Raw genomic sequence first — 18,051 nt, 5'->3', positions numbered from 1 at the left:
ATTTTGTTATTCGCCTCAGCGGGAGAGCAAAATGGCACGACGCCGACTTCTGACCGGAGACGAGCGCCGGCGCCTGTTCGATCCTCCTGTCCAAGAAACCGCGATCATTGGGCATTATACCCTTTCTGCGGAAGATGTTGAATTGGTTGGGCGCCGCTATGGTCCAGCAAATCGCCTCGGTCTGACGATGTCATCCCAATCGGCCTCGATCGCTGCCGTTTTGATGGTGCGGCCCATCAGATTTTCGATGCCCTTGTATGTCGATGGCGCAGCGATCGAACCCAGCTTGCGGTCGCCAATATCGCGCAGCCGGGGCGCGAAGCGGAACCCGAGTAGGTGGCAGAGTGCGAAAACATGATCGGTGGCGCCGCCGGTATCGGTATAGTGCTCATGCAACGGAAGGTTGCCGGCGCCCAGGACAAGCCCGTCGAGCACGTAAGGCGCTTCACCTGCCGTCGCGGACATGATCCGTGATCCGAATGATGCGAAGTGATCGGAAAGGTGAGAATAGATTTTCACGCCAGGTTCGGCGCCATATTTGGCATTGACGTCCGCCGCCCCTGAACGGCTCCGCCCCGACCGGAAGAACTGGCCATCGGACGACGAACTGGTGCCAGCGCCCCAATGCCGCGCGAAGGGTAATTCGTGATGGGCTGAGATGATCATGGCCAGCGCGGCCTGATAGTTCTCGGGTGAAAGATACCAGTTGTGGGTCCATGCGAGTTGGGCATAGCTGACGCCTTCGCTGGCATTGGCCATCCGCTCCAGCCCGAGGTTGGTGCCATCAGCCAGAATTGCGGCGAGTACCGTGCTGGGGTTGTCGTGCTCCTTGCCTGAGCGCAGGTCACGGAATGCGTTCAAAAAACCAGTGCGTTCGGCGACTTCAAGCAGCAGCTCGGTGATGCGCACGCGGGGAAGCAGGGTATCGAGCTTGCGATCGAGGGCTTCAGCTTCCGGTGGGGTGACAGGCGGCATTTGCTGAAGCTTGAGCCGGTCTCGTTCGAGCGACACTCCCTCAAGCTTGTTTGTTTTCAACTGCTTGGCAAATCGGCGCAGCCGCCAGTCAAGATTTCGTGCCCGGTCAGCGAGGTAGGATGCAGCATTTGAATCGAACGGAAGCACATCCGCCACTTTGGCGGCGTCGCGCCGACCCAGCAAATAGGCATCGAAGCGCTGATAGTTGCGGGTTCCCTCGATCCATACATCACCGGCGCGCAAACGATCACGCAAGGTTGCCATGATCGCAATTTCATAACGTCGGCGGTCGATACGGCCGCTTTCGGTGATGAGACGCTTCCACTGCCGATTGGGGAATGGCAGTGGAACGCCATCGGGAAGGTCGCGCGACTTTCGTGTGTTCGCATCGCGAATGACATCGATGGCTTTGATCAGTGCCGTCCCTGTTCCAGACGCCTTGAAGGTGAAGGCGTCCAGAAATGCCGGGCTGAAACGCCGTAGCGTGGCGTAACGCTCGGTTGCCGTTACCAGTGCGTCCTCGCCGGCAAGATCAGCAAGGGCATCTACTTGGGCCTTTGCCGCAACAAGCCGGTGCCAGCCCACCGCTTCGTCAATCAATTCGAGCGGATCGCCGCCATTCTGGACAGCCTCATCAAGTGCTGTAATCGTGGCGCCAAACAGCCGCATGAGTTGCCCCACCGACTGAATACTATCTTGGTAGCGACGCTCGCGCCCACGCCGCGCGCGCGTGAACATGCCGCCGATAAGTCGGTCAAACATTTGGATCGCGGCATCGGCAAGTCTGGCCTCAAGGTCGATCACTGCGGCCGTCAACGTCGCCCGCCTGCGATTGACGCTGTAATCCGAAAGCAGGAATGCCGGTGCCACGCCGCCCTCGCGGACAAATTGGGCAAAGCGGAATTCCGGAATGGCGCCCCCAACTACCGGGTGGATACCTATGCCGCGAACATAGCGCAGGCGCTCAAGCAAGCCATTGATATTGGCCGCAGTCGGGGCTTCTTCGAAATTACGCAACCACGCCAGCGGTGTCATGCCGAAATCCGGGTTGTTGATTACGAGTTCGTCTAGCCGTGTCAGTTCAGCAGAGCTGAGGCCTTCGACGATTGCGGCTGCGGCAGCTTTGCGTGCGCGTGCCCGGCCAGCAAGACCGGCGCGTTCCAGTGTGTCGCCTGACGGAAGAATGAACCGCTCACCCTTCAGGCCAACCATGAGGGCGCGAACAATCGGTTCACCTCTGTCTGTATACTCGGCGGCTTGCGCGGCAAGATTCAGGGCAAGTGCCAGGTCGCCGCGTCGAAACGGGCGTATGCCAAGATAACGCGCCACGAGATCGGCATGATCGGTACGGGTTTGCGCGCGCTGACCATATGCAGAGAAGGAGGAAGGATCGACGAATAACTGTGCCGCGAGGTACTGAAGAATGACGTCGGGAAGCCCGATCTCGGGTTGCAGACCAAAGCCGGGATGTCGCATCAAAGCGATTTGTGCAGCCAGGATTGTCGCCTCAATCAAGGATGGCACGGTGGCGCCGTCAGTAATCTTGCGAAAACTTGCCGCCTACAAACGCCAGAACAGGCTGGATTTTGCATTGGCTGAACTGGGCCGTATCGAGCGCACTTTGTTCACGCTCGATTGGCTTGAACAACCGGAACTGCGACGTGCCTGTCAGGCCGGTCTCAACAAAGGCGAGGCGAAGCGTGTTCTACGGCGAGAGCTTTGGATCGCGAGCGCATCACGTTGCAGCTTGAGAGCTGTTATGATCGTCTCGGTAGCAAGGGTGATTTCATGGGCGTCGTCGCCCACATTTGTAAGCAATTGCTCAACGTCCGTCAGAGGGCGTTCCACCTGTTTACCCACTTCGCTTAGATCAGACCAAGCGAGGTTTCTGGAATGAATCACGCGAAGCAAGGTTTCAATGTGACGATCGAGATCGGACACGCCTCTCGATGGCACCGGATCAGACCGGGGAATGTTCATCGTGCGGTTTCCTGTTTCCAAAAGGCATGTGCCATGCACTTAGCGCGAGCGGGACGGCTTCCGCTCCTGCTGGCGAAGCGTCAAATCCTCGCGCGCTATGCGGGTAGCCTCGTTCTGGCGCTGTTGCTCGAAACGGGCCGCAGGAATCGGTCCGCCGTTCTCAATCCGCTTGGCCACCGTTTCCTTCGCGTTCTCGATGTAGCGCGCCTGATCCTCCTTTTTGGGAAAGCGCGTTTTAGCTTCGATTGAGGCCGCCAGGACGTGCGACTGCGCGGCCTTGAATTGCGGATCGGTCGCATTCTCGCGGTGGGAGTTACGGCGGAATTGCTCGGCCGCTGCGCGAGACTCGGTAGGGTCTTGCTTTGCCATGCTCGCTCTTTTCGTAGGGTCTTGAGCTTCGCGCGCCTTGTCACGCGCCGCCAGTCTTTCTCCCTCAAGCTTCAGCTGGGGAGAAGGCTCGAAGTCTTTGACGGCGACACCGGCGCGGGCGGCTTCCAGATAGACCGCCTTCTTGAAATCATCGCTGCCATGAACACGGATCGACTGCCAGCCATTATGCTTCGCAATGGCGACCGCATCGCCAATCGCATGGTCCTTGTTGATCCGAATGCCATCTTGTCCCTTGATCGACATATCGGGCTTTTCATCGCGGCCGCTCCGAAACAGATCGTCGCCTACGCGCAGATATTTGCGTTCGATCTGCGCCGGAAGGGCCAAGGTTGTATCCTCGACCTTCTTGTCTTGGTTCGCCGTCTTCGACGGAGCGTCGGCGCGGGAGGGCGCAGGCTCTGATTTTTCCGCCTTCGACCGTTCGCCCTCAACAATATTCAGCGCCTTGTCGGCCGGGGCCGATGGTGCCGCTTCGCGCTTTACCGTCCGAGGCCAAGCCTCAACATCGGCCAGCGCGGCGCGCTCGCGGGGCTCCAATTCAGCGGCAGGCGCCCCGCGTTTTACGGCGCTATGATAGTCCCTAATAGCAGGGCTTAAGTATTGCCCCACCGGCGTTGAGCCATCGTTCTGCCAGTCCGTGGATGCTAGCCAAGCAGTTTTGCCACCTTTCTGCATCGTCAGCGAATGATCGCCATTGTCCGCCTTGACGTAAGCCTGCATCGCATCGGGAAGAGTAGCGAACGACTGTTTGCTGTTCCCCGGTCCGCCGCGAACTTCGAAAGGGCGTGGCTCAGATGCACCGCGCTGGCTTGTGTCATCATCGGCCATATTCTTCTCCTTCACTTAGAACTAGATCCCGGCGCTGGCCTTCCCTTTTCCAGCAGGACGACGCGGCCGTTGTCCGAATAAATGTCGCGGGGAATGATGCAGCTGACATATCCGGGCTGACTGGAATCCATCGCCGTTTGCAGCACGCACGGAATGAACGACCCTGCGAGGATCAGCATATCGCGGTTGCCAATGTCGCGGCCTGACACCCGATCAATTTGCGAGGTTTGGCGCATGTTTTCGAGATTTGTCCGGCGCGATCCACCTTGCCCATCACCATCGGCCGACGCACCAATCAACTGCGCGCCCTGTGCTCCTGTGCCGCCGCCCATGGGCAGGCCGGTGGCAGCTGCCACCGCTCCACCGACCCCGCCGCCGTTTTCGCCACCATAAGCCATGATCCCGGCGCGGCGTTGGGCCTCAGCGATGACTTGCCCCTCAGACTTTTGGGGGCGGCCATTCGCGCCGCCCGTGCGGGGCGCTTGGCTTCCATCAAGCGCCGGCACTTCCGTCATGGGCACCGGCGCGTTCGGATCATTTGGCGCATCGGCAAGCGTGGGCGCTATGATCGACTTGGGATCGTAGTTGGCGAGCTGCCTTTCATCCGGCTTTTCCGCTTTCTCGGCCTTTTCGGTTGGATCGCTCCGCATCGCGTCGATTGTGCTGAAACCGAGAACGATCGCGCCGCAGGCAACCGCCGCGAGAACGACCGCCTTTTTGGGGTCGATCGACCTGTTCGGCAGAGCGGCAATCTTCGCCTGGCGCTCGCTTTGCCGCTCAATATCTTCGGGATCGGGCACCGGCTCAGACGCGAGGGGCCGGTTTTCGACCGTCTCGCCCTGCGAGATGATGTTGTCGCCATGCGGCGCGTTGTCATGATCGTTCGCAGCCATTTTATTGAACCCCCGTGGTTCGCTCGACTAGGCCAGAGGCCGTGTCAGTTTTGGGATCGCGCCCGTAATAGTCGGTTTTCTGATTGTGGATGCAGAGCACTTCGAGGCCCCGGCGCAGCCGGATTGTCCTGTAAACCCCGTGCAGCACCACATATTCATCGCGCACATCGAAGGAGGCGATGGCTTCCGATCCATCAGGATTGACGACGAAGAACGCCGGCAATTCACGCTGGTTGGGGAAGCGCATCACGGTGAACTGTCCATTGTCAGACACTTCGGAGGGCTGGATGGCCGTCGATCCTTGGGGGTCAGTTCTGGCTGAGGGCGGAATGACACCCTAAGCGGCGGAGTCCTTGGGCCAAAGGTACTCACCAGTGAGAAGGATGTGGGCCCACCCGAGCGGCGAGATATGGGCGAGAAGATGGTCGGGGGTATCGAGCCCTTCGCGGCGGCGAGCTTCGACGGCATGGCCGAGATGCAGGGTGTTCCAGTAGACGATGATGGCGGTCAGTAGGTTGAGGCCAGCGATCCGGTAATGCTGACCCTCCGTCGTGCGGTCGCGGATTTCGCCCTGACGGCCAATGCGCAGGGCATTTTTCAACGCATGATGTGCCTCACCTTTGTTGAGGCCCACCTGTGCACGGCGCTGCATACCGGCGTCGAGAATCCATTCGACGATGAATAGCGTCCGCTCGATCCGGCCCACCTCGCGCAGCGCGGCTGCAAGATCGTTCTGGCGCGGATAGGCGGCGAGCTTGCGCAAGATGCTGCTCGGCGCGACCTGCCCCGCGCTCATGGTGGCGGCGCAGCGGAACAGGTCGGGCCAGTTGGAAACGATCAGCGCCTCACGAACCTTGCCGCCCACCAGCGGGCGCAGCTCGCTCGGCGTGGTGGCAGGGTCGAATACGTACAGTCGTTTGGATGGGAGGTCGCGGATGCGCAGCACAAGGCGGTAGCCGAGCATGGCGCTGATCCCGAACAGATGATCGGTGAACCCGCCAGTGTCGGCGTATTGCTCTTCGATCCGTCGCCCTGCCTCATTCATCGTCAGCCCGTCGAGCAGGTAAGGTGCTTCGCTGACTGTGGCTGGAATAGTCCGCGATGCAAACGGCGCGAAGCGGTCGTTGACGTGAGTATAGGCCTTGATTCCGGGATCGTTGCCGTAGCGGGCGTTGATCGTGTTCATCGCCTCGCCCTGCCGTGCTGCGGGGAAGAACTGGCCATCGGCCGATGCGGCTCTACCCATACCCCACACCTGGGCCATCGGCAGCGCCCCTTGCGCCGCGACCACGTTGGCCAGCGCCTGGTCGATCGCCTCGCTTTCGACGTGCCAGCGCGCGAGACGGGAGAGTTGCCAATAGTCGTGGGTGTTGGAAGCCTCTGCCATCTTACGCAGGCCCAAATTCAGGCCCTCGGCGAGCAGGACGTTGAGCAGACCAATTCGGTCGCCGCACGGCACGCCGGTGCGCAGATGCGTGAAGGCATCGGTGAAACCCAGCGCGGTATCGACTTCGAGCAGCAGATCGGTGATGCGGACGGGCGGCAGGCGGCGATACAGATCGAGCATCAGATCCTCGATCCCATCCGGCGCGTCGGCGGTGAGGCGATCAATGCGCAGCGTGCCGTCTTCGATGCTGCCTTTCGGAATTGTACCGCTGCGCGCGGCGCGACCGAGCCGGGCAAGGCCATCGGCGAGACGCACCTTGCGGTCAGCCAGCCAGACATGCGGGTCGGACGGGACCGCTAGCTTCGCGGCATGCGCGACCGCCATCGGCACGAGGACGTGGCGCAGGTCACCATACCGATGCGAGCGGTCGAACCAGATGTCGCCCGAGCGCAGCGCGTCGCGCAGGTGGAACATGACCGCGACTTCCCGGAGGCGGGCATCATCATCGCCCTTCGCCCGCAACTGTCGCCGCCATTTGGAATGCGGGCGCAAGAAATCGTCGGCCGCCGGAACTGCGCCCCTGGTAGCGATGGCGGTAGCCGCGTCCAGCAAAGGCCGTGCAACCGCCGCAGCTTTGAGGTCGAGGCATCGCAGCATGCGCGGGCATACCGACGGAAGCGGTGATACCCCTGATCAACATAGGCCAGCGGATCGTCGCCCAAGGTGTCCGTCAACGTCTTGGCCGTAGCGACGAGACTGGTGAGCCGTTCCCATCCCGCCCCGCGCGCGACCGCATCTTCCAGCGACGCGCCGTCGCCATGCGCTTCGAGCAATGATTGACCGAGTGCAGTGAAGCCGTTCAAAGTCGCAGTGGTAGCGCCTCTGGTTTCTACGACCCGCGCGTCATGCAGTTGCTTCGCGTCGCGCCAGGTGCGGCCAACGATCCGGTCATGTGTTTCGATCACCGCATCCGCCGTCGCAGTGGCCCATTCAATGACGCAAACCGCCATGATAGCGCGGCGCCGATCGGCGCCGAGATCGCGCAGGCCATCGGCGAAGTAGCGCTCGCCCTGCCGGCGTAGCCGGGCGACGCGATGCGGTGGAACACCGGCAAGTAAACCATCATTGAGGTTCATCGCGCGCAGGAACTCGAGCCGGTCGAGCAGCCGGTTCGCCGCGGCGGAGTTGTTGCCCGGCTCAATCCGGCGCAGCCAGATGAAGCGGCTGATCGCCCCCGGCAGCATCTCGGTAGTCAGTCGGTCGAGCCCATCACAGGCGACGGGATCGAGACGGGCTGCGATCCGCTTCTCGATCTGGCGTTCGGCGGCGACGAGCGCGTCCGCGCACAACCGCTCGATTGTCGTGATCGCTGGCAGGATGGTCATGGTTTCACGGCAGCGGGCAATGAAGCGCCGGGCAAGGTCGTCGTTTGAGCGTGCCTGCTCGGCTTCGGCGAGAAGCCAATCCCGGAACGCCCTGGCATGCGGTCCCTGTCCGGGGAACATCCTGTATCCGTAGATGCGGCGCAGCGCCTCCATGTGCTGGTGCCGGGTTTGGCGTCGAACGGCATAGGACGCGAGCGTGTCGCCAGCGATGCCAAGCTGGGCACCTAGAAAGGCGGACACGGCGTGGGGGATCAGTTCGCCGGGAGCAAGCGTCCGACCTGGATATCGCAGCGCACACAACTGCAGGGCGAACCCGATGCGGTTCTCCGGTCGGCGCCGCCGGTCGATATGGATCAGGTCATCGGCTGCCAGAATATAATGCCGCAGCAGCGCCGCTTCGTCAGTCGGCAGGTCGAGTAGGGCCGAACGCTGTCGGGCGCTGAGGATATGGCGTCTCGGCATGCACGGCTTGTCCCTATTGAACAGAAGTCTGTTTTGGACAACACTGACCCCACGCAGATCAAGGCTTTTCGAGGCCTAATTCCAGAAGGGTTCAATTGGGACAGCGCGCCGCCATCTACGCCAGGGTCTCGACAGCCGACCAGTCGTGCGAGCGGCAGCTTCGCGACCTCGCCGGTTTTGCCGAGCGTGGCGGCTATGAGGTGGTCGAGGTCTTTCGAGAAACCGCCTCGGGGATGAAGGCCAACCGATCGGCACGTGCCGAAGTGATGAAGCTGGCCCAGGCGCGCCACATTGATGCGATCCTTGTCACCGAACTCAGTCGTTGGGGGCGCTCGACGCAGGACCTGCTCGATACGCTCAACCGGCTGTCGGGCTGGCGCGTGTCGGTGGTCGCGATGAGCGGCATGACCTTCGAGGTCGATACGCCGCACGGTCGTATGATGGCGACGATGCTCGCAGGCATTGCGCAGTTCGAGCGCGACATGCTCAGCGAGCGGGTTCGCTCCGGCCTCGCCGCGGCACGGGCGCGGGGTCGGAAACTCGGGCGGCAGACCGGCGTCCGCCCGAAGTCGGATCGGCTTGCCCCCAAGGTGCTAGCCCTTGTTGCCGAGGGGCGCAGCTATCGCTGGATAGCCCGGGACCTCGGCCTCAGCAAGAATACTGTCGCCGCAATCGTCGGACGCTCCAGGGCGGACATGGATCACAAGGTCGAGGTGGCGGCATGAGCGTCGCGCCGGATGTCGGACGAAAGCACAGGATGAAGACCGCCGCGCTTGGATGCATTACGTACCTGGCGATTGCAGGCTTCGTCTTCGGTAGCTTGCTGAAGCCAGTATTCCTCGCGACGATCTGGTCAGATAGACTGGGCGCGCCTCACTGGCTCTGGATCGTATCCGCTTGCTTCGCGGTCGGAGCGACCAGCTTTTTGATACCGGCTCGGTTTTCGATCGTTCGAGGCCCCATTTTTGTAGCGGTGGCGCTGGCGGGCTCTCTACTCTCAGTCGGAGCTTATGCGGATAATCTGAGATTGAAGGCGTTGAACGAGTTCGGTGCTGACCGGCAAACCCAACACTCGTTTTTAGAATCGGTCCGGCATGCCCCGGAAGAATTTCAGTTCTTCCTGCATACCGCCGTCATGAAGCACTGCGTGCCATATGCATGGAGCTATCGAACGATGAACTTCTATCGCATACCTTTGAGGGCAGCGGTCAACGTCATGCCTGCAAGGTGGCTGACGGAATGTTCTATCCATCGAGAGTGACGCAGTTTGTGATCAATGGCAGCCGCGGCGACGGCAAGGACAGCTATTCCCTTAGAGCCTGATTCATAATTATCCGATGAAATTTCATAGTCTTGCGATGCGACGCGCGAATAGCTGGATGGAAGCTATGAACAGCCACGCAGTTGCCGATGCGATGGTCTGTTCAAAGTCCTTGGCGAGCCGACGGTTGCGGTTCAGCCAAGCCAGTGTTCGCTCGACGACCCAGCGGCGCGGAAGAACCACGAAGCCTTTTGCAACATCGGATCGCTTGACGATCTCGACAGTCCATTTGCCGGTACGCCGGAGGGCTTCCCTGAGCTTGTCGCCAGCATAGCCGCCATCGGCAAAGACATGGCGCAGCCATGGAAAGCGGTGGATGATTTCACGCAGGACCAGCGGCGCGCCGTCGCGGTCCTGAATGTCGGCGGTATGGATCACCGCATGAACCAAATGGCCCTCGGTGTCGGTGAGGATGTGGCGCTTGCGCCCCTTGATTTTTTTGCCCGCGTCAAAGCCGCGAGGGCCGCCACTTTCCGTTGTTTTCACGCTCTGACTATCGATCACGCCAGCACTGGGCGAAGCCTCGCGGCCTGTCGCTTCACGCGCCATCAACAGCAGGGTATGATTGAGCGAGAGCCACAGTTTGTTATCGCGCCACAGGTAAAACCAGCGCCGAACCGTCGAGACCGGCGGAAAGCAGGGCGGCAGCATTCGCCACGGCAGCCCCCCACGCAGCAGATACAGGATCGCCTCGACGATCCGTCGCAGCGGCCATTTGCGCGGACGGCCTACGTGGGAGGGTGGCGGCAAGAAAGGTTCGAGCACCGACCATTCGGCATCGGTCAAATCGCTTGGCAAAGTCAGTCCCGCGCGGGCATATTGCGCCCGAGTGGTATCGGTCCACATCGTTGATCTCCGGAAGTTTGTTGCAAAACCCCTGAATCAACGACTGCGGCAAGCGTCAAGCTAACCCGCTGATACCACTCAACTTAATTTCGGATCGGGCTCTTAGGGTGTCATTTCGCCCTCAGCCGGAACCGACCCCGTCTTGGGCCAGCAGCGACAACCAGGTCTTGAACTCGCGGCGGTCGAGCAGCGCCGCCTCTCGATAATAGAATTGCTCGATCTCGTGTTGCAGCTCGACTCCGACCCTGGCCGGATCGAACGCGGCGACCGGCTCCTTCAACAATGTAGGCATTTGCATCCTCTCCCGTCGCCGTACCCCGCAGGTACGGCTGATCGCTTACTCGGCGGCCATGGCCATGGTGTCGGGCGCCAGCGTCTCCCAGCTCGGCTCGGTCAGCATGCGCTGCCAGTGGCTGTAGAAGCCGCGCGCGGCGTCTTCCGAGAAGACGTATCCGGTCCGGCCGGGATAGACCGGGTTGCCGGTGTCGCGCATGCCCATGCCCATCTGCACGTTGAAGGGCGTGTTGCGGGCCTGGTGACCCCGCAGCACGCGTTGGATCTCAACCCAGTTCTCGCCGTCGTCCTGCTCGAACACGCCGCCGGCCGAGAAGGTACGGATGTTCTGGCGGCGGTAGAGTTCCTTGATCTCGGCCGGTGCGGTCTTATCGATGACCGTGAACACCCAGATCTCGGTTTCCTCCGGCCCACGCGGGTGCCAGGTGCGCACCGTATTCACGCCCGGAAGCGCCGACATCGTCGGAAAGATCGTGATGTGGTTGCCCACCGGATGCTTGGCAAATTCCGCGCTTCCCAGGCGCCGCTCGGCCTCCTCGGCGTGCGGGCCTTCCATCCAGAACCCGGCGACATCGCGGCCCATCACGCCCGCCAGCACCGCGGCGTTGCGCAGCATGAAGCCGCTACCGTGGCCACCCCACTCGGACCGGAACTGCACGCCTTCGGTGGGCATCTCGATCTCATGCAGCTCGACGCCCTCGGGCAGGCCTGCGGTGAAGCCGCTGAGGTGCGACACCGTGCTGGCATGATAGAAGTCGGTCACGAACTGCTCGGCCGCGAACTTCCAGTTGCACGGGATGATCCACTTTTGGATGCCGCCGATCGCTTCGGTGCCTTCCTCCGAGCGGTCGAGCATGAAGTCGAGGTAGAGGCCGGCATCGCTGATCCACTCGGCCAGCGAAGGCGCTTCAGGATCCCAATTGGCGAAGACCAGGCCCTTGTAGATCTCGACCCGCGCCTGCTTGGGGCTCCACTCCGCCTTGTTGAGGCACTTGCCGTAGGCGCGCTCCTCGAAGGGAACGCTGACCAGCATGCCCTTCGTGTCGTAGGCCCAACCGTGGTAGGTGCAAGTAAAGCTCTTGGCGTTGCCCAAGTCTTCCCGGCAGATGCGCATGCCGCGGTGGCGGCACTGGTTCAGGAACACGCGGATGCTGCCGTCTTTTTGGCGCACCATGATGACCGGGTCGTCGCCCATGTAGGTGGACAGGAAGTCGCCCGGCTTGGGCACATGCGTCTCGTGGCCCAGCATCAGCCACGAGCGCCCGAAGATCATTTCCTGCTCCAGCTCGTAGATGCCGGCGTCGGTGTAGATGCGCGGATCGACGAACCCGCCGTCTTCGCTGAACAAGCCTTTGATCGCTTCCGGAGACCACGTCGGCGTGGGCGAGGCCTGGTTGGGATTTTTGAGCATGTGCATCCTCTCGACTTGCCGCGTCATCGGCTCTTCGCCGTCTGTGAAGGAACTCTGACAGGCCCGGGGGCGGGTCGCACCGACCCAAAGTATTGGTTTACAAACCCGACCGCGCTTTATTTGCGGGCGACCGGCTCACAGCCGTCGCAAAGAGAGGCGGCGCATAGCTTCACCTTTGGCGAGCGTGCCCCTATTGCCGCTCACGAGACAACGATGGCGCGAATGGCGTTGCGACGGGAGGTGAACCGCAGTGGATGGACAGGAAACGTCCGAAGATGAGGTCGATGCCGGCACGTCGACGACCAACGCGTTCCGCCTGGCCCCACCTCGCTATGCCTTCACCGCGGTCAGGAGCAAGGCGCTGGCGCTCCTTGAGGACAACGCCCTGCCCCGGCTCACCTTGGTCACGGCGCCGCCGGGATATGGGAAGACGGTCATGCTGGCCGAGCTGTTCCGCCTGCGCACCGCGGCAGGCCCGCCCTGTCTGTGGGTGGGCATCGATGCCTACGACAGCGGCCAGGCCTCTGCGATCGACGCTCTGGAGCAGCATCTTGGCCTCGATACCGCGAACGCCCCTCCGGTTTTTGACTATCGGCGCGGACCGTCCACCCGGCAGCGGATCGCGGCAATCGCGCGCGCCCTCGCCGCCTTGCCCGAGCCAGTGGCGATCTTCATCGACAACGCGGATCTAGGCGATGCAGACGCAAATCGGGAGCTGATCGACAGACTGGCTTTCGATGCCGGGTTCGATTGCCACCTGGTGGTCTCGTGCGCCACCGACGCGCCCTTTGATATGCGCCGCGCGATGATGGAGCTGCAGTTGCGGTCGATCGGTCCGGCCGAACTCGGCTTCGGACCCGAGGAGGTGGCGGCGCTGTTCGACGACGCCGGTATGCACGGCTACACGCCGCGTACGATCGCGCAGGTCCTCGCCCAGACCGAGGGCTGGCCGGCCGCGATCCGTCTAATCCAGGTCCTGGCATCCACCGGCAACGGCCCCGCCAGCCTGGACGCGCCCTTTCGCTTCGAGGGCCAGCGACTGGCCGATAGCCTGTTCGAAAACCTGATGAGCCGGTTGCCGGGGGAGCTTCAGCAATTCTTGGCTGAGATCGCGCCATTCGCCAGCTTCTCGCCCGAACTGCTGACATGGTCGGTTGAAGGCCCTCGCGCGGCCGGGTTCCTGGGCTACCTTGTGGACAGGAACATCCTGATCGTGACGCTGGGTGAAGAGGGCCAGTGGTTCCGCTTCCACGCGCTGTTCCGCCGCTACCTGTTGCGGATCGCCGACACGGTGGTGCCCGCCGAGCGCCGACAGCACGTCGCCCGGCGCGGGGCGCAGTGGCTGGAGCGCCAGGGCTTCATCGAGCCGGCGCTCGATCTTGCGGTGCAGGTCGAAGATTCGACATTGTCGGTCCGCTTGCTCGAGAAGCTGTCGTGGAGTCTGGTGCGCCGCAACGGCTACCTGCCCTCGTTCATCGCCTGGGCCGACAAGGTGACGCGCCTGGGCGGCATGCCGGGCACCGAAGCGAGCTTCTGGCTGGCGTGGGCGCTCGTCTTCGAACGCCGCTACGAAGACGCCTCGGCGGCAGTGTCCGACATGGAGGCGAAAATCGAGACGAGTTCGTCGTCAGATGCGCACAAGCGGCTCGCCCGCGCCAAAGCCGGCCTGGCAAGGATCGTGCTCAAGCTGCACATGGACGACATGCGCGCGCTGCAGGCGATCGTGCCCCAGTGGCTAGAGCACGCGTCCGACGCCGATCCGTTCGAACGCGGCGCGGCGGCGGGAACGCTCGCGTTGGCGCTTATGGTCGACAACCAATTCACCGCCGGGCGCAGCGCCGCACGCACGTCGATGTCCGCCGTTGCACCCACCACAAGCATCTACGGCCGGGCCTGGGCCTCCAACATCGCGGCGGCCATCGAGATTGCCGCTTGCGACATCGACAGCGTTGGCGACGTGCTGGACGATCTCGAAGCACAGATGCGGGCGAGCCGGAACGAGGACACGCTGATCGCCGCGGTGACCGCCTGCGTCAAAGCGCGCCTGCTCTACGAGCGTGGCGAACTGGCCACGGCTCTCGAACTTGCCGCGCAGGCGCTGCCGGTCGGCCGGACCTGCGGTTTGCTGGACTTCGTGTGGCTGGGACTGGAGGTGCTCCTCCCCGCCACCGTCCACGCGCAGGACGCGCCGCCGCCGATCGCCCTCGAGCAGTTGCGGCGCGTCGCCTCGGACTATCCCCGGCGGTTGACCAGCCTGCTCGATCTTGCGCTCATCCGGCTTCACTGCGCTGTCGGCGATCCGGCTCATGCGCAGGCGCTCGGCCGACGGGTCGGTATCTGGAGCCAGGATTGCCGATACATTACTCTGGACGACATCGTGCTTGAGAACGAGCGCACTGCGGCGGCGATGGCGGGCATCGCGCTGCTGACCGCGGCGGGCGAGCACAAGGCTGCCGGCGACTTGATCGAGCAGGAAACTGCGACAGCCAGGCGTGCAGGCCGTCGCGGTGCGATCATCGACCTGCATCTGGCGCAATGCGGGCTGCACATGACCAGCGGCGACGAGCGGCAGGCGACGCGCGCGCTGTCGCGAGCGCTGAACCATGCCGCGACCTGTGGCTCGGCACGGCCGTTTTACGAACAGCGCCTGCTCGTCACTAACGTGCTGCGCCATTCGCGGGTGAAGGACTTGGCGCTGGCCAGCGACGATGCGCGGGCCATGTACGACAAGGTGGTAGCGCTAGTCGGCGCGCAAGAACTGCCGGCGACAGGCGCGGCCATTCACTTGTCCGACCCGCTCACCCGCCGCGAACTGGAGCTGCTGCGGATGCTCGATGCGGGGCTCGACAATGCGCAGATGTCGGGATCGACCGGCATCTCGGTGCGCACCGTCAAATGGCACCTGCACAATCTCTACGCCAAGATGGGCGTGAAGAACCGCACCTCCGCCTTGGCGCGCGCGCGGAGCCTGCAACTGCTTCAATGATGAGGTTGGCGGATCAGGCAAACACGGACCGGCATGATGTCCGCCCTGATTGGCAGGCCATGCCTACCGCGCTGATAGCCAGACTCCGTTCTGCTCAGGAACGTGCGTCAAATCTCAAAAAGAATGCCTGCCGACTGCTAGGCAATCGGCAGGCCAGTGGGGTGGAAGCCGTGTGCGTCTCCAATGCGGAGTCCGCGAATTTTCGAAAGTAATCGCTCCGCCCGCTCGTGGTCGATCAGTAGCGGAAGCCGAGCGTCACGCCGTAAGTGCTCGGCATGCCTGCGATCGCCGTGATGGAGTCGATCGATCGCGAGACGTTGTTCAGGTAGTACTTGTTCGTGATGTTGCGGCCGAAGACCTCCGCACGCCAGCGGCCGTCCTGCAGCTCGATACCGCCACGCAGATCGACAAGCGCATAGCCGGGGATCTCGAACTGCGGCTCACGACCGAACAGCGCGTAGCTGTCCGAACGGTAGCTGACCGAGCCCCCGACGAACACTTCGGTGCCGACGCTGACTTCGCGGCGATACTCGATATCGCCGTTCAGCTGCCACTTGGGTGCGTTCGGAAGCTGCTCACCCTTGATGTCGACGGGACGCGACAGAGGCGTCGCGGTGACGAACGAGCGATCGACCTTGGCATCGACGTAAGTGCCCGAAGCCGTGACGCGCAGCCCTTCGAGCGGACGCGTCTCGATCGACAGTTCAGCGCCCTTGATGCTCGACTTGGGCACGTTCACCGAAGCGGGCAGGTTGCCGAAGGGGAACGTGTCGACGAAGCCGGTGATCTGCTTGTTGCGATAGTCGTAGTAGAATGCCGCACCGGTGATCTGGGCAAGGCGGCTCAGGTTGGTCTTGAAACCGGCCTCGTACGCCAGCACCGATTCCTGCTGCACGCGGGTGATCTGCGAAGTGCGGATGAACGGCGCCGGCGTGAACGAGCCGCCCTTGAAGCCCTTGGTAACGTTGGCGTAGATCAGACTGGTCGAGCTCGGCTTGTAGCTGATGCCGCCGCGCCAGGACGTGTTGGTCTCGTCCAGGTCGGAATTGACGATATCGACCGGTCGAAAGTCGTCACCGAGAGTGACGCACGCGCCCGGCGCGATCGTGGTCGGCACGCCATTGAAGCCGGGCAGCTGGCTACGCAGCGCGGTCGAGAGGATGCCGAACGCGCTCGCCGCGTCTCCGGTGCCCTGGTCCGCGGTACAGCCCACGAAGTCGTTCTTCTGGTCCGTGTAGCGGACCGAGCCCTGGATGGTCAGTTCGGGCGTGATCTCGTACTCCGCGCTGCCAAAGGCGGCCTTGGTCTTGATCAACTGGTCGTTCTGCTGGCGCAGGCCGAAGAACGAACCGCCCGGGATCGGAGCCAGAACGGTGTTGGTGGCACTGCCGAACTGGAACAGCGTCTCGTTAAGATTAGCGCGCTGGTAGTTTCCACCGACCATCAGGCGCAGCTTGTCGATCGTGGCAGCGACGCGCAGTTCCTGGTTGAAGATCTTGAAGTTCTGCATGCTGCGCGTCGCGATGTTGCGCACGGCCGAACCGTCGTTGTCAGTCGGGATCAAGCCCTTAAAGTCAATGTACGAAGACAGCGAGGTCAGGGTGACGTCCGAACTCAGGTCAATGTCGCCGCGCAGCGAGATCTGCTGGAAGCGATTGTCACGCTTCAGGCTGAAACCTGGATCCCAGTCGCCGGCGCGGTTGTTGTTCGGCGCGATCGGCGACGCGGAAAGCGCTGCCTCAAGCGGCGGGTTGGCGCCGGGGAACTGCGGTGCAAACCCCTTGAACTGCTGGATGGGAGAATCCGAGTTGTCGAGCCAGCCGTTAGCATTCAGCTCGAAGCGTACGGTGTCGGTGGGCTTCCAGTCCAGGATAACGCGGCCGGCAAAGTAGCTGCGCTGCCCAGCGGTGTCGTCGCGGGTGATGCTGTACTGATAATCCCCGCGATCCTCGGCTTGCGCCGCGATTCGGATGCCCAGCGTGCTGGTGATCGGGAAGCTGGCGAAACCCGAAAGTTTCTTCTCATTGAAACGGCCGTAAGTGGCGTTAAGGCCAGCCGAAAATTCATCAGTCGGCTTGGCAGCGATGTAGTTGACCGCACCGCCGGTCGAGTTCTGGCCAAACAGCGTACCCTGCGGGCCCTTGAGCACCTCGACCCGCTCCACGTCAAGCAAAGCGCCGTTGGTGAGAATGGAAAGCGGGAGCGGGATCTGGTCGACGTAGACGCTGACGGCGGGGCTCGCAGCGCTCGAGAAGTCGAAGAAGCTGATGCCGCGAATACCAAAGACGGGCGTACCGTATTGGCTTTCCTGGAAAGTAAAGCCGGGGGCAATCTTACCCAGATCGGCAGTACTGGTGATACCTGCACTCGCGAGTTGCTGACCCGAAGCTGCGGTGATCGACAACGGCACGTCGAGCAGACGCTGGTCGCGCTTCTGCGCCGTAACGATGATCTCTCCGTCTGCGACGGTGGCCTGGCGCGATGACGCCTGCGCCTCAGGCACGGGATTCACCGCGTTGTCGACCGGCGTGGCCACTTGAGCGTCGCCCGACACCTCTTGCGCGGCCACGGGCACAGACAGCGCCAGCGAGATCGCGGACACCGTGAACATCATCGAATTGTGCTTCGTCAGCATCATACCTCTCCTGCCAAGTTATTAGTCGACTACTTGTTGCAGTCGCTTCGATTGCCGAGTGGTACCATCTCACAACTATCGCAAACTTCGTCTGGTTCCGTGCTTGCTCAAGGGACAATCAGTCTTGAGCGCAAATCACTACCTAGCGACATCGGCGATGCTGTCAGCAAAGTACCTCTTCAGTCTTGCTGACCGATTTGGTCTAATACAGCTGATGGTGTCAAGAGGGTTTGGATCAAGGCAGAGGGCTCTGTTGCA

Annotated in this window: 10 protein-coding genes and 5 pseudogenes; 5 read left to right on the top strand and 10 right to left on the bottom strand. The window is 62.3% G+C overall.

Going from position 1 to position 18,051, the window contains the following annotated elements:
- Positions 1 to 31: 31 nt before the first annotated feature.
- Positions 32 to 184: pseudogene (locus CJD35_RS23595) on the top strand (DUF4158 domain-containing protein); the annotation flags it as partial.
- On the opposite strand, the pseudogene CJD35_RS20540 reads toward CJD35_RS23595, so the two are convergent.
- A pseudogene (locus CJD35_RS20540) lies at positions 181 to 2,472 on the bottom strand (Tn3 family transposase); the annotation flags it as partial. The pseudogenes CJD35_RS23595 and CJD35_RS20540 sit on opposite strands and share 4 nt — an antisense overlap.
- On the opposite strand from CJD35_RS20540, the pseudogene CJD35_RS23270 reads away from it, so the two are divergent.
- Positions 2,471 to 2,698: pseudogene (locus tag CJD35_RS23270) on the top strand (Tn3 family transposase); the annotation flags it as partial. The pseudogenes CJD35_RS20540 and CJD35_RS23270 overlap by 2 nt on opposite strands.
- Here CJD35_RS23270 and CJD35_RS23265 read toward each other — a convergent pair.
- The 5 genes and pseudogenes from CJD35_RS23265 to CJD35_RS20510 all read right to left on the bottom strand — a co-directional run bounded on the left by CJD35_RS23265 (position 2,644) and on the right by CJD35_RS20510 (position 8,300).
- On the bottom strand, positions 2,644 to 2,955 hold the full coding sequence (locus CJD35_RS23265) for a hypothetical protein (RefSeq protein ID WP_244917359.1): 312 nt from the start codon (positions 2,953 to 2,955) through the stop codon (positions 2,644 to 2,646). The pseudogene CJD35_RS23270 and the gene CJD35_RS23265 sit on opposite strands and share 55 nt — an antisense overlap.
- Before the next feature lie 39 nt (positions 2,956 to 2,994).
- Positions 2,995 to 4,173, bottom strand: a complete 1,179-nt coding sequence (locus CJD35_RS20525; RefSeq protein ID WP_004213228.1) for an LPD7 domain-containing protein — start codon at positions 4,171 to 4,173, stop codon at positions 2,995 to 2,997.
- A gap of 11 nt (positions 4,174 to 4,184) precedes the next feature.
- Positions 4,185 to 5,066 (bottom strand): TrbI/VirB10 family protein, encoded by an 882-nt coding sequence (locus tag CJD35_RS20520; protein ID WP_244917352.1) that lies wholly within the window; start codon positions 5,064 to 5,066, stop codon positions 4,185 to 4,187.
- Position 5,067: 1 nt separating this feature from the next.
- Positions 5,068 to 5,370, bottom strand: a pseudogene (locus CJD35_RS20515) (TrbG/VirB9 family P-type conjugative transfer protein); the annotation flags it as partial.
- A 33-nt stretch (positions 5,371 to 5,403) separates the two neighbouring features.
- Positions 5,404 to 8,300 (bottom strand): annotated as a pseudogene (locus CJD35_RS20510) (Tn3 family transposase).
- A gap of 95 nt (positions 8,301 to 8,395) precedes the next feature.
- Between CJD35_RS20510 and CJD35_RS20505 the strand changes: the two are divergent.
- Both CJD35_RS20505 and CJD35_RS20500 read left to right on the top strand, forming a co-directional pair.
- Positions 8,396 to 9,025, top strand: a complete 630-nt coding sequence (locus CJD35_RS20505; RefSeq protein WP_053556453.1) for a recombinase family protein — start codon at positions 8,396 to 8,398, stop codon at positions 9,023 to 9,025.
- Positions 9,022 to 9,561, top strand: coding sequence for a hypothetical protein (locus CJD35_RS20500; protein WP_053556452.1), 540 nt, complete (start codon positions 9,022 to 9,024; stop codon positions 9,559 to 9,561). Before CJD35_RS20505 ends, CJD35_RS20500 begins: the two co-directional genes overlap by 4 nt.
- 84 nt (positions 9,562 to 9,645) lie before the next feature.
- On the opposite strand, the gene CJD35_RS20495 is transcribed toward CJD35_RS20500, so the two are convergent.
- The 3 genes from CJD35_RS20495 to CJD35_RS20490 all read right to left on the bottom strand — a co-directional run bounded on the left by CJD35_RS20495 (position 9,646) and on the right by CJD35_RS20490 (position 12,172).
- A complete protein-coding gene (locus CJD35_RS20495; RefSeq protein WP_043153120.1) occupies positions 9,646 to 10,467 on the bottom strand; it encodes an IS5 family transposase in 822 nt (273 codons plus the stop codon).
- A 121-nt stretch (positions 10,468 to 10,588) separates the two neighbouring features.
- A complete protein-coding gene (locus CJD35_RS22545) occupies positions 10,589 to 10,759 on the bottom strand; it encodes a nuclear transport factor 2 family protein (RefSeq protein ID WP_157742349.1) in 171 nt (56 codons plus the stop codon).
- Positions 10,760 to 10,804: 45 nt separating this feature from the next.
- Positions 10,805 to 12,172: an aromatic ring-hydroxylating dioxygenase subunit alpha gene (locus tag CJD35_RS20490; RefSeq protein ID WP_095687539.1), complete on the bottom strand. Its 1,368-nt coding sequence runs from the start codon at positions 12,170 to 12,172 to the stop codon at positions 10,805 to 10,807.
- A gap of 250 nt (positions 12,173 to 12,422) precedes the next feature.
- Between CJD35_RS20490 and CJD35_RS20485 the strand changes: the two genes are divergently transcribed.
- Positions 12,423 to 15,158: a winged helix-turn-helix domain-containing protein gene (locus tag CJD35_RS20485; RefSeq protein WP_095687538.1), complete on the top strand. Its 2,736-nt coding sequence runs from the start codon at positions 12,423 to 12,425 to the stop codon at positions 15,156 to 15,158.
- Positions 15,159 to 15,393: 235 nt separating this feature from the next.
- On the opposite strand, the gene CJD35_RS20480 is transcribed toward CJD35_RS20485, so the two are convergent.
- Positions 15,394 to 17,796, bottom strand: a complete 2,403-nt coding sequence (locus tag CJD35_RS20480) for a TonB-dependent receptor (protein ID WP_095687537.1) — start codon at positions 17,794 to 17,796, stop codon at positions 15,394 to 15,396.
- Positions 17,797 to 18,051: the final 255 nt, after the last annotated feature.

It is taken from the genome of Sphingobium xenophagum (assembly GCF_002288285.1).
Taxonomy (GTDB): Bacteria; Pseudomonadota; Alphaproteobacteria; order Sphingomonadales; family Sphingomonadaceae; genus Sphingobium; species Sphingobium xenophagum.
This window is presented reverse-complemented; position numbering and strand designations above follow the sequence as displayed.

Bases quoted from the DNA above. Each gene is read 5' to 3' on its own strand.
- CJD35_RS23265 (WP_244917359.1), bottom strand. From the start codon at position 2,955: ATGAACATTCCCCGGTCTGATCCGGTGCCATCGAGAGGCGTGTCCGAT.
- CJD35_RS20525 (WP_004213228.1), bottom strand. From the start codon at position 4,173: ATGGCCGATGATGACACAAGCCAGCGCGGTGCATCTGAGCCACGCCCT.
- CJD35_RS20520 (WP_244917352.1), bottom strand. From the start codon at position 5,066: ATGGCTGCGAACGATCATGACAACGCGCCGCATGGCGACAACATCATC.
- CJD35_RS20500 (WP_053556452.1), top strand. From the start codon at position 9,022: ATGAGCGTCGCGCCGGATGTCGGACGAAAGCACAGGATGAAGACCGCC.
- CJD35_RS20495 (WP_043153120.1), bottom strand. From the start codon at position 10,467: ATGTGGACCGATACCACTCGGGCGCAATATGCCCGCGCGGGACTGACT.
- CJD35_RS22545 (WP_157742349.1), bottom strand. From the start codon at position 10,759: ATGCCTACATTGTTGAAGGAGCCGGTCGCCGCGTTCGATCCGGCCAGG.
- CJD35_RS20490 (WP_095687539.1), bottom strand. From the start codon at position 12,172: ATGCTCAAAAATCCCAACCAGGCCTCGCCCACGCCGACGTGGTCTCCG.
- CJD35_RS20480 (WP_095687537.1), bottom strand. From the start codon at position 17,796: ATGATGCTGACGAAGCACAATTCGATGATGTTCACGGTGTCCGCGATC.